12 protein-coding genes are annotated in these 14,230 nt (G+C 65.8%); 7 read left to right on the forward strand and 5 right to left on the reverse strand.

Annotation, left to right across the window (positions count from 1 at the left end):
• The first annotated feature begins 59 nt into the window (after positions 1 to 59).
• The 7 genes from IVB31_RS02455 (at position 60) to IVB31_RS02485 (ending at position 8,554) form a co-directional block, all read left to right on the forward strand.
• Entirely contained in the window at positions 60 to 1,481 is a 1,422-nt protein-coding gene (locus tag IVB31_RS02455; protein WP_247319380.1) for an amidase family protein, read from the forward strand.
• A 323-nt stretch (positions 1,482 to 1,804) separates the two neighbouring features.
• A complete protein-coding gene (locus IVB31_RS02460) occupies positions 1,805 to 2,755 on the forward strand; it encodes an ABC transporter permease (RefSeq protein WP_247318108.1) in 951 nt (316 codons plus the stop codon).
• Positions 2,752 to 3,645 (forward strand): ABC transporter permease, encoded by an 894-nt coding sequence (locus IVB31_RS02465; RefSeq protein WP_247318111.1) that lies wholly within the window; start codon positions 2,752 to 2,754, stop codon positions 3,643 to 3,645. The genes IVB31_RS02460 and IVB31_RS02465 overlap by 4 nt, the downstream gene beginning before the upstream one ends.
• Before the next feature lie 2 nt (positions 3,646 to 3,647).
• Positions 3,648 to 4,661, forward strand: a complete 1,014-nt coding sequence (locus IVB31_RS02470) for an ABC transporter ATP-binding protein (protein ID WP_247318114.1) — start codon at positions 3,648 to 3,650, stop codon at positions 4,659 to 4,661.
• On the forward strand, positions 4,658 to 5,662 hold the full coding sequence (locus IVB31_RS02475; protein WP_247318117.1) for an oligopeptide/dipeptide ABC transporter ATP-binding protein: 1,005 nt from the start codon (positions 4,658 to 4,660) through the stop codon (positions 5,660 to 5,662). The genes IVB31_RS02470 and IVB31_RS02475 overlap by 4 nt, the downstream gene beginning before the upstream one ends.
• 54 nt (positions 5,663 to 5,716) lie before the next feature.
• Positions 5,717 to 7,210 carry an ABC transporter substrate-binding protein gene (locus IVB31_RS02480; protein ID WP_247318120.1) on the forward strand — a complete coding sequence of 498 codons (1,494 nt, stop codon included), beginning with the start codon at positions 5,717 to 5,719 and terminating at the stop codon, positions 7,208 to 7,210.
• 369 nt (positions 7,211 to 7,579) lie between these two features.
• Positions 7,580 to 8,554, forward strand: coding sequence for a magnesium transporter CorA family protein (locus IVB31_RS02485; RefSeq protein WP_247318123.1), 975 nt, complete (start codon positions 7,580 to 7,582; stop codon positions 8,552 to 8,554).
• Between the two features lie 136 nt (positions 8,555 to 8,690).
• On the opposite strand, the gene IVB31_RS02490 is transcribed toward IVB31_RS02485, so the two are convergent.
• The 5 genes from IVB31_RS02490 to IVB31_RS02510 are packed head-to-tail and all read right to left on the reverse strand — an operon-like array spanning position 8,691 to position 14,206.
• Positions 8,691 to 10,244, reverse strand: a complete 1,554-nt coding sequence (locus IVB31_RS02490) for a hydantoinase/oxoprolinase family protein (protein ID WP_247318127.1) — start codon at positions 10,242 to 10,244, stop codon at positions 8,691 to 8,693.
• A gap of 9 nt (positions 10,245 to 10,253) precedes the next feature.
• Positions 10,254 to 11,360: a DUF917 domain-containing protein gene (locus tag IVB31_RS02495; protein ID WP_247318128.1), complete on the reverse strand. Its 1,107-nt coding sequence runs from the start codon at positions 11,358 to 11,360 to the stop codon at positions 10,254 to 10,256.
• Positions 11,357 to 12,043, reverse strand: a complete 687-nt coding sequence (locus IVB31_RS02500; protein WP_247318131.1) for an AroM family protein — start codon at positions 12,041 to 12,043, stop codon at positions 11,357 to 11,359. The genes IVB31_RS02495 and IVB31_RS02500 overlap by 4 nt, the downstream gene beginning before the upstream one ends.
• A gap of 7 nt (positions 12,044 to 12,050) precedes the next feature.
• Complete coding sequence (locus IVB31_RS02505; RefSeq protein WP_247318134.1) at positions 12,051 to 13,151, reverse strand: ABC transporter ATP-binding protein; 1,101 nt, start codon at positions 13,149 to 13,151, stop codon at positions 12,051 to 12,053.
• The gene (locus IVB31_RS02510) at positions 13,148 to 14,206 is read right to left on the reverse strand and encodes an extracellular solute-binding protein (protein WP_247318137.1); all 1,059 of its coding nucleotides are present in this window, start codon (positions 14,204 to 14,206) and stop codon (positions 13,148 to 13,150) included. The genes IVB31_RS02505 and IVB31_RS02510 overlap by 4 nt, the downstream gene beginning before the upstream one ends.
• Positions 14,207 to 14,230: the final 24 nt, after the last annotated feature.

The following is a 14,230-nucleotide window of genomic DNA, read 5'->3' on the forward strand; positions in this document are numbered from 1 at the left end:
TCAATGCCTTGTCAATGTCTTTGGGCCAACGGCGGCCCGCTTCGGAGCGTCATGTGACGATGAACGGCGATCCCTGCCTGCTGTCCGCAACCGAACTGCGCGGCCTGATTGCGACAAAGCAGATATCCCCCGTCGAGCTCACCCGCGCCGTGCTCGCCCGCGCCGATGCGCTCCAGCCCGAGCTGAACTGCTTCATTACCCTGTGCGGCGACGAGGCGCTTGCCGAGGCCCGCGCCGCCGAGCGCAGCATGATGGCCGGCGAGCCGCTCGGCCTGCTCCATGGCATCCCCGTCACCGTCAAGGACATCGTCAACACCAGGGGCGTCAAGACCACCTTCGGCGCCGTTCCCTACAAGGACAACGTGCCCACCGAGGACGCGGTGGCGGTGGCGCGGCTGCGCAGCGCGGGCGCAATCCTGATCGGCAAGACCACGACGCCGGAATTCGGCAGCAAGTGCCTGACGGATTCGCCCCTGTTCGGCCGCACTCGCAATGCGTGGGACGCCTGCCGCTCCTCCGGCGGCTCCAGCGGCGGCGCGGCGGTGGCGGTGGCGAGCGGCATCGCACCGCTGGCGATCGCGACCGACGGCGGCGGTTCGACCAGAATTCCCGCCGCCTGCAACGGCGTGGTCGGCCTCAAGCAGAGCAACGGAATCATCCCGCATAGTCAGGCTCTCGACGTGTTCGGCAACCAGACCTATGTCACGCCGATGACGCGCACCGTCGCCGACACCGCGCTGATGATGCAGGCCATGGCAGGCGAGGACCCTGTCGATCCGTGGTCGATCGGCTTTCCCGTGCCCGATTTCATCGGCACCGCCGCCCCGCGAGGCGATCTGCGCGGGCAGCGGATCCTGTACTGCCTGACGCCGCCCGGACGTCCGGTGTCCGCGGAAGTCGAAGCCAGCTTCAAGGCGAGCCTCGACCGGCTGGCGGGCCTTGGCGCCGAGCTCGAGGAATTCTCCGGCGAGGGCTTTGACATCGAGCCGATCTGGCGCGCCATCAACCACACGGTCTGGCGCACGCGCTTTGCCAAGCTCGCGGCCGAGCACGGGGAGGCGCTGAGCGAGGCCTTCCTGAAGCAGCTTGCGCTCGCCACCGACGTCAGCGGCGTCGCCTATCAGGAGGCGATGTTCGCGCGCACCGCGCTGTTCCGCCGGGTGCAATCCTTGCTTGCGCGCGGGCACTTCCTGGCGATGCCGACCCTCACCCGCACCGCGCTGCCGATCAAGCAGGATCTGTTCGGCACCATCGAGATCGACGGCCAGCATTTCGACAGCGTCCGGCCGCACTGGTTCCCCTGGACCATGCCGTTCAACATGACCGGGCATCCCGCGATCAGCCTGCCCTGCGGCTTCGGCCGCGACGGCCTGCCGATCGGCCTGCAGCTCGTCGGCCGCTTCCGCGCTGATGCGGATTTGCTGCGCGTGAGTGCGCTGTTCGAGGCCTCGCACGACCTTCTGTCCCGCTGGCCGGCCTGAGCAGATGGGCATGCAGCAAAGGACTTGTTTGCAAAGGACTTGTCTGCACAGGGCTTGCCTGCAAAGGACTTGCCTCCGGCGCCCGGACATGTTGATCGTGCCGCGGATGAGCCCTGAAGCCGAGCACGCATGAGCGTATTTGTCCTGATGCGGCATGGCGCCCGCAATCTCCTCGGTGTCGTCCTGGCGAAAGCCAGGACCCATACCGCGGAATTTATCGATGCCGAGCGGTGCCAGTACCGAACGAACAGTCTTCGCCAAACCGCTCCCTGGGGTTATGGGTCTTGGCCTTCGCCAGGACGACGTCGAGAGCTCGTGAGCGCATGAGCGTATTTGTCCTCCGACGTCTGCTTACCTTGCTGGCGACGCTGGTCGGCGCCTCCGTGATCATCTTCCTGGTGCTGGACGCGCTTCCCGGCAACGCCGCGCAGATGCTGATGGGTGCCGATGCGTCAGTGGATGCGGTGCGGGCGCTCACCGTCAAGCTCGGGCTCGACCAGCCGCTGGCGGTTCGCTATTTGCAGTGGATCAAAGGGCTCCTGATCGGCGATCTCGGCAACTCCTATGTCTACGGTACGCCGGTCGGCAGCCTGATCGCGGAGCGGCTGGTGCTGACCATTCCGCTCGCGATCATGTCCATGCTGATCACGGTCACGCTGGCGCTCTCGGCCGGCATCTACACCGCCGCCAACCACAACAAGCTCGGCGATGTCGGCGTGATGTCGTTGACGCAGGTGGGCATCGCGCTGCCGAATTTCTGGTTCGCGATCCTCCTGGTGCTGTTGTTCTCGGTGCGGCTGCAATGGCTTTCTGCCGGCGGCTTTCCGGGCTGGGAAGACGGCATCTGGCTGGGGATCAAGTCGCTGCTGCTGCCGGCGGTCTCGCTCGCGGTGGTGCAAGCCGCGATCCTCGCGCGTGTCACGCGCTCGGCGGTGCTGGAAGTGCTGCGCGAAGACTTCGTCCGCACCGCGCGCGCGAAGGGCCTCGGCAAGCGCGAGGTGCTGTGGAGCCACGTGCTGCGCAACGCCATGATCCCGGTGATGACGGTGATGGGGCTGCAATTCGCCAATCTGCTCGCCGGCACCATCGTGATCGAGAATGTGTTCTACCTGCCGGGCCTGGGACGGCTGATCTTCCAGTCGATCGCCAACCGCGATTTGATCGTGGTGCGCAACTGCGTGATGCTGCTCGCGACCATGGTCGTCATCGTCAATTTCGTGGTCGACGTGCTCTATGCCTTCATCGATCCCCGCATCAAGGTCCACGATCTGTGAGCGCGCCCTTGACCAGTTCGATTGACGCGCCGGTCGCAACGCGTCCGCTGCCGGCCCGGACATTCTGGCGCCGCGCCCTGCGCCACCGCAGCTTCGTGCTCGGCGGTGCGCTGAGCCTCGTGGTGATCGCTTCGGCGCTGTTGTCGCTGGTGTGGACGCCCTGGTCGCCCTACGAGATCGACATCGCCGCAAAGCTCCGGCCACCCTCGGCGGCGCACTGGCTCGGCACCGACTCCTTCGGCCGCGACATTGTCTCGCTGCTGCTTGCGGGCGCCCGCTCCACCATCATGGTCGGCATCATCGCGGTGAGCATCGGCCTCACCTTCGGCGTCTGCCTCGGCCTGATCGCTTCCGCCAGGCGCGGCTGGACCGAAGAGATCATCATGCGCTTCTCCGATTTCACGTTTGCCTTCCCGGCCGTGCTCTCCGCGATCATGCTCTCTGCGGTCGTCGGGCCCGGCATGGTGACCTCGATCGTCGCGATCGGCATTTTCCAGATCCCGACGCTGACCCGGCTGACGCGCGGCTCCGCCAACGCGATCTGGGCGCGCGAGTTCGTGCTGGCCGCGCGTGCTTCGGGGAAGGGGCGCTTCCGCATCACCATCGAGCATGTGCTTCCCAACATCCTGTCGATCCTGATCGTGCAGGCGACCATCCAGTTCGCCCTCGCGATCCTTGCGGAGGCCGCATTGTCCTATCTCGGGCTCGGCACGCAGCCGCCGCAGCCTTCCTGGGGACGGATGCTGAACGACGCGCAGACATTGCTATTCCAGTCGCCGATGCTCGCGGTGTATCCCGGTGCCGCGATCGCAATCGCGGTGCTCGGCCTCAATCTTCTCGGCGACGGGCTGCGCGACCTGCTCGATCCACGCCTGGCGCGGGAGCGGTGACGATGGGTGAGCGCTCAACCATGCCGCTGATCGAGGTTGCCAATCTCGGCGTGCGCCTCAACACCAGTCGCGGGCCGGCACAGGCCGTGCGCGGCGTCAGTTTTGCGCTGAAGCGCGGCGAGACGCTTGGGCTTGTCGGCGAATCCGGTTGCGGCAAGTCAGTCACCGCATTGTCGCTGATGGGGCTGCTGCCGGACAGCGCTGTCGTCACCGGCAGCATCAAGCTTGATGGCAGCGAGCTCTCTGGGCTTTCGGACGCCGATTATTGCAGGCTCCGCGGCAATCGCATCAGCATGATCTTCCAGGAGCCGATGACCGCGCTCAACCCGATGCACACGATCGGCCATCAGGTCGCCGAGCCGCTGCGTCGCCACAGGAAATTGTCGGCATCGCAGGCGCGCAAGGAGACGATCGCCTTGCTCGATCGTGTCGGGCTGCCAGATCCGGCGAGGCGCGTCGATGCCTATCCGCACCAGTTTTCCGGCGGCCAGCGCCAGCGCGTCACGATTGCGATGGCCCTCGCCTGCGAGCCGGACCTCCTGATTGCCGACGAGCCGACCACGGCGCTCGACGTCACCATCCAGGGCCAGATCCTCGACCTCATCGCCGATCTCGTCGAGGAGCGGGGCATGTCGATGATCCTGATCTCGCACGATCTCGGCGTCATCGCCGAGAACGTGCAACGCATGATGGTGATGTATGGCGGCACGGTCGTCGAGAGCGGGCCGACCGACGAGGTGTTCCGGCGGATGGGGCATCCCTACACGCAGGGCCTGTTCCGCGCCCGGCCGAAGCTCGGCGCACGCAAGGGGACGCGGCTGACGACGATCTCGGGCACGGTGCCGGAGCTCGCCGATCTGCCCTCCGGCTGTGCCTTCGCCGATCGGTGCCCGCTCGTGATCGAGCCGTGTCGGGTCGCGCTTCCGCCGATGGTGGACGTCGGACCCGGCCACTTCGTGCGCTGCATCCGGACGGACGTCTCCATGGCCGCGAATGTCGGAGCGCTGTCCGCATGAGCACCGCGCCTCTTCTCGACGTCAAGGATCTCGAGCAACGCTACACGCTGCCGCGCGAAAGCCTGTTCCGCCCGCCGGGGCAAGTTCGCGCGCTCAATGGCGTCAGCGTGCGGGTCGAAGCCGGCAAGAGCCTCGGCATCGTCGGCGAGTCCGGTTCGGGCAAGTCGACCTTCGCGCGGGTGGTGATGGCGCTGGAGCGGCCCACATCGGGGCAGGTCGCGCTGCTCGGCCGCGATCTCAACCGCATCTCGGCGGACGAGCTGCGCCGTGCCCGCCGCGATTTCCAGATGGTGTTCCAGGATCCTTACGGCTCGCTCGACCCGCGTCAGACCATCGCCCGCATCGTCGCCGAACCGCTCACCGTGCTGGAAGAAGCCGATCGCACCACGTTCCGCGCGCGCGTCTCCGCGGTGCTGCGACAGGTCGGCCTGCGCGATGCCGACATGGACAAATATCCGCACGAGTTCTCAGGCGGCCAGCGCCAACGCATTGCCATCGCGCGCGCCCTGATCACGCAGCCGAAGCTGATCGTCGCCGACGAGCCGGTCTCGGCACTCGACGTCTCCGTGCAGGCGCAGGTCTTGAACCTGATGCAGGACCTCCAGGAACAGTTCGGCCTCAGCTACGTCCTGATCAGCCACGATCTCGCGGTCGTCGACTATCTCTGCGACGAGGTCGCGGTGATGTATCTCGGCCGGATCGTCGAGCAGGGGCGGCCGGAGGATCTGTTCGAGCGCTGTGCCCATCCCTATACGCGGGCGTTATTGGACGCCGTGCCACGGGCACGTGCTGGAGGCGGCCGGCGGCGACGCGGCGCCCAGGCGATCGCCTCGCAATCGGCGGCTGCGACCGGATGCCCCTATGTCGCGCGCTGCCCGCTCGCCGACCAGCATTGCCGCGAGGTTTTGCCTGAGCTACGCAAGGTCGGGGAAACGCATCTCGCCGCCTGTCACAAGGCCGAGGCCGTGATGGCGTTGCCGCAAGCGGCCTTGGAAGGTTAGTGTCCAGGGCGGAATTGGCGTAGTCTGGGAAGACAGAAGGCCGGAGAGTTACGCATGTTCAGGACACTATCGATCGTCGCATTCGCCGCCGCGCTGGTCGCGGCGCCGTTGCCGGTGTTGGCGCAGAGCAAGAAGGACAGCGTCGTCATGGGCATGACGCTGGAGCCGCCGGGCCTCGATCCAACCACCGCGGCCGCCGCCGCGGTCGCGGAGGTCACGCTCTACAACATCTACGAGACGCTGACCAAGATCAACGAGGATGGCTCCGTCTCGCCCCTGCTGGCTGAGAGCTGGACCGCCTCGCCGGACCTGAAGTCCTATCATTTCAAGCTGCGCAAGGGCGTCAAATTCCACAACGGCGAGCCGTTCGATTCCGCGGCGGTGAAGTTCTCGTTCGAGCGTAACGCTGTCGCCACCAGCACCAACAAGGACAAGAGCCTGTACCAGGCCTTCGAGAAGGTCGATGCGCCCGACGCCGACTCGGTCGTGATCACCCTGAAATACGGCGAGCCGAACCTTCCGTTCCTGCTGGGGCAGGCGAGCGGCTCGATCGTCGAGCCGAAGAGCGCGGCGACGAACGTCACGCAGCCGGTCGGGACCGGGCCTTACCAGCTCGGCGCCTGGGCCAAGGGCTCATCGATCACCCTGAACAAATGGGCGGACTATCGCAACGCATCGGCGATCAAGCTCTCGAAGGTCACGATCCGCTTCATCTCCGATCCGGCCGCGCAAGCCGCGGCGCTGCTCTCGGGGGACGTGGACGCGTTTCCGCGCATCGCGACCCGCGTCGTTGCTCAATTCAAGGCTGATCCGCGCTTCACGGTCCTGATTGGCGGTTCCAAGGCGAAGACCATCGTCGCGATCAATGAGCGGAAGAAGCCGCTGGATGACGTCCGCGTTCGCCGCGCCATCCTCGCTGCGATCGACCGCAAGGCATTGATCGACGGTGCCGTCGAAGGTTTCGGCACGCCGATCGGAAGCTTCTACACGCCCGGATCGCTCGGCTATGTCGATACCACCGGCATCAACCCCTATGATCCCGAGAAGGCCAAGAAGCTGCTTGCAGAGGCCGGCGTCACCACGCCGCTCGAGCTGTCGCTGAAGCTGCCGCCGCCGCCCTATGCCCGGCAGGGCGGCGAAATCGTCGCGGCCCAGCTCGCCAAGGTCGGCATCGTCGCCAAGATTGAGAACGTCGAATGGGCGCAGTGGCTGTCGCAGGTGTTCGGGCCCACTGGTCCGCACAATTTCGATCTCACCATCGTCAGCCATGTCGAGCCGTTCGATCTCGTCAAGATCACCGAGCCCGACTACTATCTCGGCTACAACAACGAGACCTACAACGCGCTCTACAAGCAGATCGTGTCGACGCCCGACGAGGCCTCCCGCGCAAAACTTCTCGGCGACGCCCAGCGCATGCTGGCCACCGATGCCGTCTCCGCCTATCTGTTCCAGCCGCAATGGCCCACCGTCATCAGCAAGAAGCTGAAGGGCGTCTGGAAGGAAGTCCCGCAGTTCGAGAACGATTTCTCGGCGTGGGCGTGGGAGTAGCCGCTCGGTCAGGTCGAACCTGTCGCCTCAACGTTGACCTCTCCCCATCAGGGAGGGGATTTTTATCTGGCGGGACCAAAACAAAAACCTGAAAAACAACCCCATGCACAGTAGCCGGGGATAATCATTTCAATGGTTTGCGCGTTGCGCCATTTAACGGCTTGCGCGCTGCGCATTCCGCGATGCCATTGACCCGTCGGGCAAAACACCGGCATGATGGCATCATCGAAGGAGGCCGCATCCGCTCGGTTGGATTTCGCCGCCTCTGGTGCTCCCCTGCATCGAACGTTTGGAACCCTCATGCGTTGGCTCAGCGCAGGATGGCCGCATGCCGTGCGATCCGGCGCGAGGGTATGCGGAGTCCGGTCATTGCTCAAACTGTACAGATGGCCGTCCGATGACTGGCGAGGCATCGGGGCGAAAATGCCCTCCGAGATCATTTGGGCCGATCTCGTCAACGCGACGGCGGAGGAAAAGCAGTTTGTCGAACGACTGCTCGGGATCCGCATCCCTTCGGAGGAGTCCCTCAACGAGATCGAAGCGTCGAGCCGCCTGATCCTCGACCACGGCACGCTCTATCTCAGCTCGCCGGCGGTTCGGCTCAACGAGGACAACGAGGCCGAGATCACGCCGGTGGGCTTCGTTATTGGCCCGCACGTCCTGGTGACGGTGCGCTTCGCGCAGCTGCCGATCTTCGACGACATCGGCAAGCGCATCGGTTCCGACGACAGCCTGGAGAACGGCATGTGCGTGTTTACCAGCCTGATCGAGGCCATGGTCGACCGCGGGGCCGATGTTTTGGAGCATCTCGGCGCGAAGGTCGACAGGCTTTCGCGGGGGGTCTTCAAGGGCGGGCTCGTTCGCACCAAGCGGCCGGTCCGCTCCAGCCGCAGAATGCGCGAGGCGCTGGAGAACATCGGGGAGTTGGCCGATCGGCTGGCCAAGGCGCGCGATGTCCTGCTTGGCGTCGGCCGCATCGCGTCATTTGCCGGCGATGTCGGGAGTGAATGGATCACCGCCGCGTCGAAAAAGCGCCTCGAGGCCGTCTCGAAGGACGTCGTTTCGCTGGGCGATTACGAGACGCGATTGTCGGACAAGATCCAGCTTCTGCTCGATGCCGTGCTCGGCTTCATCAACATTCAGCAGAACGAGCTGTTCAAGATCCTGACGATCGTCTCGATCGTCGGCGTGCCGCCGACGATCCTGGTCGGCATCTGGGGCATGAACTTCAAGCACATGCCGGAGCTGGACTGGACGTTCGGTTATCCGCTGGCGTGGCTCGCCATCATTGCCAGCGGCGTGCTGCCGCTGATCTGGTTCAAGCGGCGCGGCTGGTTCGATTGAAGCAAGCAGTCCAGCCAGCGGCGCCCAGCTCTTGAGCGACGCGTCGCTTGCCGGATCATGCCGCCTCCGCGGTAAGATAGCCGATCCAGTCGCAGGTCGTTCTCGTCGCGGCCCGACCGGGATGGTCAGGCGCCGGCTACGCGGCCGCCGGAAAATCCGGATCGGCAATCGCGCCGGCGACGCGGACGCGGACGCGCAGCGCGTTGCCGGGCAGATAGGCGATCGGCATGTCCTCGACATCGACGGTCTTCAGGCTGTCGCGCGCTGCCCCGGCCTGGACGGCACGGTCGGCCGCGATGTCGCGCGCCGCCGCGATCGCATCCTCGCGACTGAGGTCGCGGAACACTTGGTCGGCTTCGCCGCTGACCTGGGCGATCGCAGCACCCACCGCATTGGCGCAGTCGCCATGCGGCACGCGCACGATCTCGGAAATGCCGGGCAGGCGATCCGGCACCAGGAAGGCGCCGCCGCCGACTGCGAGCAGCGGCACCTCGCCGGCTTCGGTCTTCATGCGATCGATGTCCTCTTCGAGCTTGCGCCAGGCATCGCGCAGCGCGGCGTCGATCAGACGCTTGGGCAATTTGGCGACGCGAGAGCTGTCGCCGATGTCGGTGAGACCCGCGGCGACCGCGATGTCGGTGGCGGTGAGGCGCGAGCCGCCGAACACCAGCGCGTCCGTTGTCAACCGGTAGCCGACGCTGAGCGGACCGACGCGAACCGGATCTTCGTCGACATGGCTGCCGCCGCCGAGCCCGATCGACAACAGATCTGGCATGCGGAACAGCGTGCGGACGCCGCCGACCTCGACCACGGCATTGGCCTCGCGCGGAAAGCCGTGACGAAGCTGGCCGATGTCGCTTGTCGTGCCGCCGACATCGACGACCATGGCGTCGTCGAGACCGGAGAGGTGCGCGGCGCCGCGCATGGAATTGGTGGCGCCGGAGGCGAAGCTCATCACCGGGAAGGCGGTAGCGATCTCGGCCTGCATCACCGTGCCGTCGTTCTGGGTCAGGAACAGCGGCGCATCGATGCCGCTGTCGGAAATTGCCTTGCGGAAGGCCGCGACCGTGGTGATGGCGAGATCGTGCAGGGAGGCGTTGAGCAGCGCGGCATTCTCGCGTTCGAGCAGGCCGATGCGGCCGAGATCGTGCGACAGCGTCACCGCGACGTCAGGGCAGATGTCTCCGAGAATCTCGCGCGCGGTCGTCTCGCAGGAGGAATCGAGCGGGGAGAAACTCGAGCACACCGCGACCGAGTGCAGGCCCTTGTCTCTGATTTTTCGCGCGGCGTCCTTCAGGCCGGCGACGTCGAGCGGCATGAACGGGCGGCCGTCGTAGTCGTGACCGCCCTCCAGCATGAAGATCTCGCCGTTGACGAGCGCGGCGAGGTCCGCGGGCCAGTCGCAGAACGGCGGCAACGAGGCGCTCGCGGGCATGCCGATGCGGATCGCGGCGATCTTCTGGACGTGGCGGCGCTGCACCACCGCGTTGATGAAATGCGTGGTGCCGATCACGACCGCATCGACCTTCACCGCGGCGGCCGGCTCGGCGCGCAACGCCCTCAGCGCGTCCAGGATGCCCGAGGTCACGTCGGCCGTGGTCGGGCGCTTGACGGAATGGACGACCTTCTCGTCGACGATCAGCACGGCGTCCGTGTTGGTGCCGCCGACATCGATGCCAATGCGTTTCATGGGGGGATCTTAAGCTCCAGCCGCAGCGGGCGCGAAGAGGGAACGGAAGTCGAGGTCGTAGCCGAAGGCGCGGGGGCCGACGAATTCGAGGCCGCGCGGGCTGGTCAGCACCGGCGGCGCGGGTAGCGCCACCACGGTGACGCGCTGGCCATAGCGTACGGTCTCGGTGCCGACGCCGTGGCCGTTGACGCTGTCGAGCACGCAGATCAGGTCGGGCGACGTCGCGATCGCCTCCTCGCCCCGCCAGGCCACGATCCATTCGTTCTGGAACGAGAGCTTGAGCCGATTGCCGCGATCGGCGTCGCTGCCTTCGATCATCGCCGAGCCGCGCAAAAATCCTTCCGTCGTGCGCCGGGCCACGTCGACGATCTTGCCGGTAAACAGCTTCTTGCCACCTTCGGTCGAAAGCAGTGCGGCGATCGGATCCTCGTGACGACGATTGGCCTCCTGCACGGCGCGTCCGATGCAGATGGCTTTTGTGGTGGTGAAGTGTATGCCCCAGTCCTTTACCTCGCGTCCTGTGCGCGGCGCCTTGCTGGTGGAGGCGATCGAGCCCATCTCGACGCAGATCTTGCGGCTCGCCCGCTCCATCCACTTCCAGCTCGGCACCTTCGTCACCACCGCCTCGATGCCGCGGGGATCGTACAGCGTGCAGGGATAGGGCCGCAGGTCCCCGATCGCGACCGACGTCATCTGCGCCTCGGGGAAGGCGCGGCCCATACAGTCCGCGTCGACAACGGGGATGCCGAGATGAGCGGCCGCCATCAGCGCCTGAACGCCGTTGCCGCCGCCGATCTCTACCGACATCACGGCGCGAAACTTGATCCCGTTGATCTCCTCCTGCATGCGAACTGCGCGCGCGATGTTACGGCTGTCGGCGAGACGTTCCTGTCCGACCAGCGGCGCGCCCATGTTGGAGACCACCGCGACCCAGTCGTCGTCGTCGAGGTCGAGCGGCGACATCAAGTGCACGCGGTGGCCCTCGGCATAGAGCCGGCGCAGATTGAGCAGGCCGAGATAGGGACTGCCGCCGCCGCCGGTGCCGAGGATCCAGGCGCCGACCGCGAGCGCTTCGATCTCCTCGAGGCTGATCGTCTTCAATTCCGCCTTGCTCACGACACCAACTCCTCGACGATGCGGGCCGCGGCGGCAATGCCGAGGATCACCGGGCCGGGAAAGGCCGTGCGCACGCGCGCCTTGTTGGCGCTGGTGTAGCTGATGCAATCCATCACCACGAGATCGGGTTCGAGGTCGGCCATCGTGCGCGCGGCCTCGTCGACCGCGGCCTCGTTCGAGCCGGGTCGGAGCGTGATGCCGACCACCTCGACGCCCTCGCGCTGCCACTTCTTGTCGATCAGCGCGGTCTGCTCGGCGAGGGGCGAGAACACGCCGAGCCGGCCCCTCGGCAGCACGGCCTCTACGAGATTGTGCAGGATGGCGGAAGGCAGGATGACGAGGCCATCGGCGGCGAGATTGGGAAATCTGCCCGTGCAGGCCATCAGCGTCACGCCGACGCCCTCGTGCTTGAAGCGAATGATCTGCTGGCTCGCCCGGCGCTCCACTTCCTTCTTGCTGATGGTGACGCCGTCGCCGTTCGGCAGCAGCGTGAACAGCGTGTCGTATCCGTCCATCGGGGGAATGGCGTCGATCTCGGCGCGGCTCATGCCGTCGAGCGCGCCGCGCAGCTCGATCTGGATGCCCGGCGACAACACGGTCGCGATCTCGGTCACAACGCCGGGGCGCGGGCTCTGGCCGATCACGACGACCCCGATGCGCTGGTGCTTCAATGGCATGTTCATGTCTGGTCTAGTCCTTCAAGACGACGAGGTCGGCCGGCGTCCAGTCGAGCGTGACATCGTTGCCGGGAACGAACAGGCGGCTCGTGCCTGCATTGGGCTGTTGCACGAGGACGCGATGGCCCCCCTCGAGGGTGATGCGGTAGAGCACCGCGCCGCCGAGGAAGTTGGTGTTCTCGACGATGCCGTGCGCGCAGCTGCCGGTTGCGGTGGCGGTTGCCGTGGCGGCATCGGCGCGCGGCGAGAGGCAGATCTTTTCGGGTCGCAGCGCCACCGAGAGAATGCCGGTGCCTTGGATGTCCGGGGAGCGCGGCAGCGCCAGGATCAGATCTTTGCCGACGTCGATAGCGGAAGCCATCGTGTTCGTCGTCGTGCGCTCGCCGCGAAAGATGTTGGTGTCGCCGATGAAGTCGGCGACGAAGCGCGTCGTCGGCTGGTTGTAGATCTCGGCGGGCGTTCCGATCTGCTCGACGCGACCGCCGTTCATCACGGCGATGCGGTCGGACATCGCGAGCGCCTCTTCCTGGTCGTGGGTGACGAACACCAGGGTCAGGCCGAGCTTCTTCTGGAGCTGCTTGAGCTCGAACTGCATCTGCTGGCGCAGCTTCTTGTCCAGTGCGCCGAGCGGCTCGTCGCAGAGCAGGACGCGCGGGGCGATGACGATGGCCCGCGCGAGCGCCACGCGCTGCTGCTGGCCGCCGGAGAGGTGGGCGGGGCGGCGCTCTTCGAGGCCGGACAGCTCGACCATCGCCAGCGCCGCCTTCACCTTCGTCGCTATGGTGGCCTTGTCCAATCCGCGCATGCGCAGGCCGAAGGCGACGTTCTCGGCGACGGTCCGATGCGGGAACAGCGCGTAGTTCTGGAACACCATGCCCATGTCGCGCTTGTGCGCGGGAACATGGGTGATGTCGGCGCCGTCGACGCGGATCGCCCCCGCGCTCGGAATCTCGAAGCCGGCGATCATGCGCAGCGTCGTTGTCTTGCCGCAGCCGGACGGGCCGAGCAGGGAGAAGAATTCGCCCTGCCTGATGTCCATGGCGACCGCGTCGACCGCGCGCACGCCCCCGTCATAGACCTTGCTGACGCCGGCGATCTCGATCGATGCGCTCATGCGCGGAAGATCCGATTGACGCGCTGGTCGATCTCGTCCTTGCGCTCGTTGTACCACTTCCAGTCGACCTGGATCAGCTTCGAGACCTTCTCGGGCGTGGTGAGCAGCTTGGCGTCATACTTGGCGTCGAGCTTCACCTTTTTGTTGGCCGGCGAGTACCACACGGTTTCGGCAAGGCGCTTCTGCACGTCCGGCCGCAGCATGTAGTTCACATAGGCGTTGGCGAGCTCCTTCATCTTGCTGCCGGGCGTGATGGTCAGGACCTGCTCCAGCGACAGCACGCCTTCGCTCGGCGAGACGAAGTCGGTCGGCTGGTTCTGGCCGTCATAGCGGTAGATGCCGGAATCGTGGATGACGCAGAGGCCGACTTCGCCCGACAGCAGCATCTTCTCCATCGCGCCGGTGAAATCGACGATCTTGATCGGCTTCAGCTTCTCCAGCGCCATATAGGCTGCATCGAGATCGGTCTGGCCCTTGCCGAACAGCGTGCCGCACATCATCAGGAACGCCTGGCCGAGGCTGTTGACCGGGATGACATAGCCACCGCGGACACCGTTGTATTTCGCGTCCCACAGCTCCTTCCAGGAACTGATGCCGCCATAGCCCTTGTCGGTGCGCATGCCGAGGCCGATGGCGCTGGTGAAGATCGAGACGCCGACGATCTTGTCGCTGATGGCGTAGGGATAGACGTCGGCGAGGTTGGGCACCAGCTTTGGATCGATCTTGGGCTCGATCAGGCCCATTTCGGCCGCGGCCCACTGCTCGTTGGAGTTGGTGTGCATCACGTCGTAGATCGGTGCGGAGCGCGAGCTCGCCTGGAGCTTCGGCAGATAAGGGAAGGCGGAATCAATCTGGAGCTTGCACTTGAACTCACTCTCGAAGGCGGGGCCGATCTCGGCCTTCATGATCTCGCCCCACTTGCCGCCCCAGCCGGTGATGCGCAGCGTCGGATCGTCGGCGCGGGCGACGTAGGGCGCGGCGATCGTGCCGATGCCGAGCGAGGCGCTCGCGGTCAGAAAGCGGCGGCGGCTGAGCGATCCCAGAGCTTTCATCATGTCTCGAATCCTTAGGTTACAATG

Source organism: Bradyrhizobium sp. 21, from assembly GCF_023073335.1.
GTDB lineage: Bacteria > Pseudomonadota > Alphaproteobacteria > Rhizobiales > Xanthobacteraceae > Bradyrhizobium.

What these genes read in the sequence shown, in the direction of transcription:
- IVB31_RS02480 (WP_247318120.1), top strand. Translation starts at nt 5,717, where the DNA reads ATGTTCAGGACACTATCGATCGTCGCATTCGCCGCCGCGCTGGTCGCG.
- IVB31_RS02505 (WP_247318134.1), bottom strand. Translation starts at nt 13,151, where the DNA reads ATGAGCGCATCGATCGAGATCGCCGGCGTCAGCAAGGTCTATGACGGG.
- IVB31_RS02470 (WP_247318114.1), top strand. Translation starts at nt 3,648, where the DNA reads ATGGGTGAGCGCTCAACCATGCCGCTGATCGAGGTTGCCAATCTCGGC.
- IVB31_RS02455 (WP_247319380.1), top strand. Translation starts at nt 60, where the DNA reads ATGAACGGCGATCCCTGCCTGCTGTCCGCAACCGAACTGCGCGGCCTG.
- IVB31_RS02500 (WP_247318131.1), bottom strand. Translation starts at nt 12,043, where the DNA reads ATGAACATGCCATTGAAGCACCAGCGCATCGGGGTCGTCGTGATCGGC.
- IVB31_RS02510 (WP_247318137.1), bottom strand. Translation starts at nt 14,206, where the DNA reads ATGATGAAAGCTCTGGGATCGCTCAGCCGCCGCCGCTTTCTGACCGCG.
- IVB31_RS02475 (WP_247318117.1), top strand. Translation starts at nt 4,658, where the DNA reads ATGAGCACCGCGCCTCTTCTCGACGTCAAGGATCTCGAGCAACGCTAC.
- IVB31_RS02490 (WP_247318127.1), bottom strand. Translation starts at nt 10,244, where the DNA reads ATGAAACGCATTGGCATCGATGTCGGCGGCACCAACACGGACGCCGTG.
- IVB31_RS02460 (WP_247318108.1), top strand. Translation starts at nt 1,805, where the DNA reads ATGAGCGTATTTGTCCTCCGACGTCTGCTTACCTTGCTGGCGACGCTG.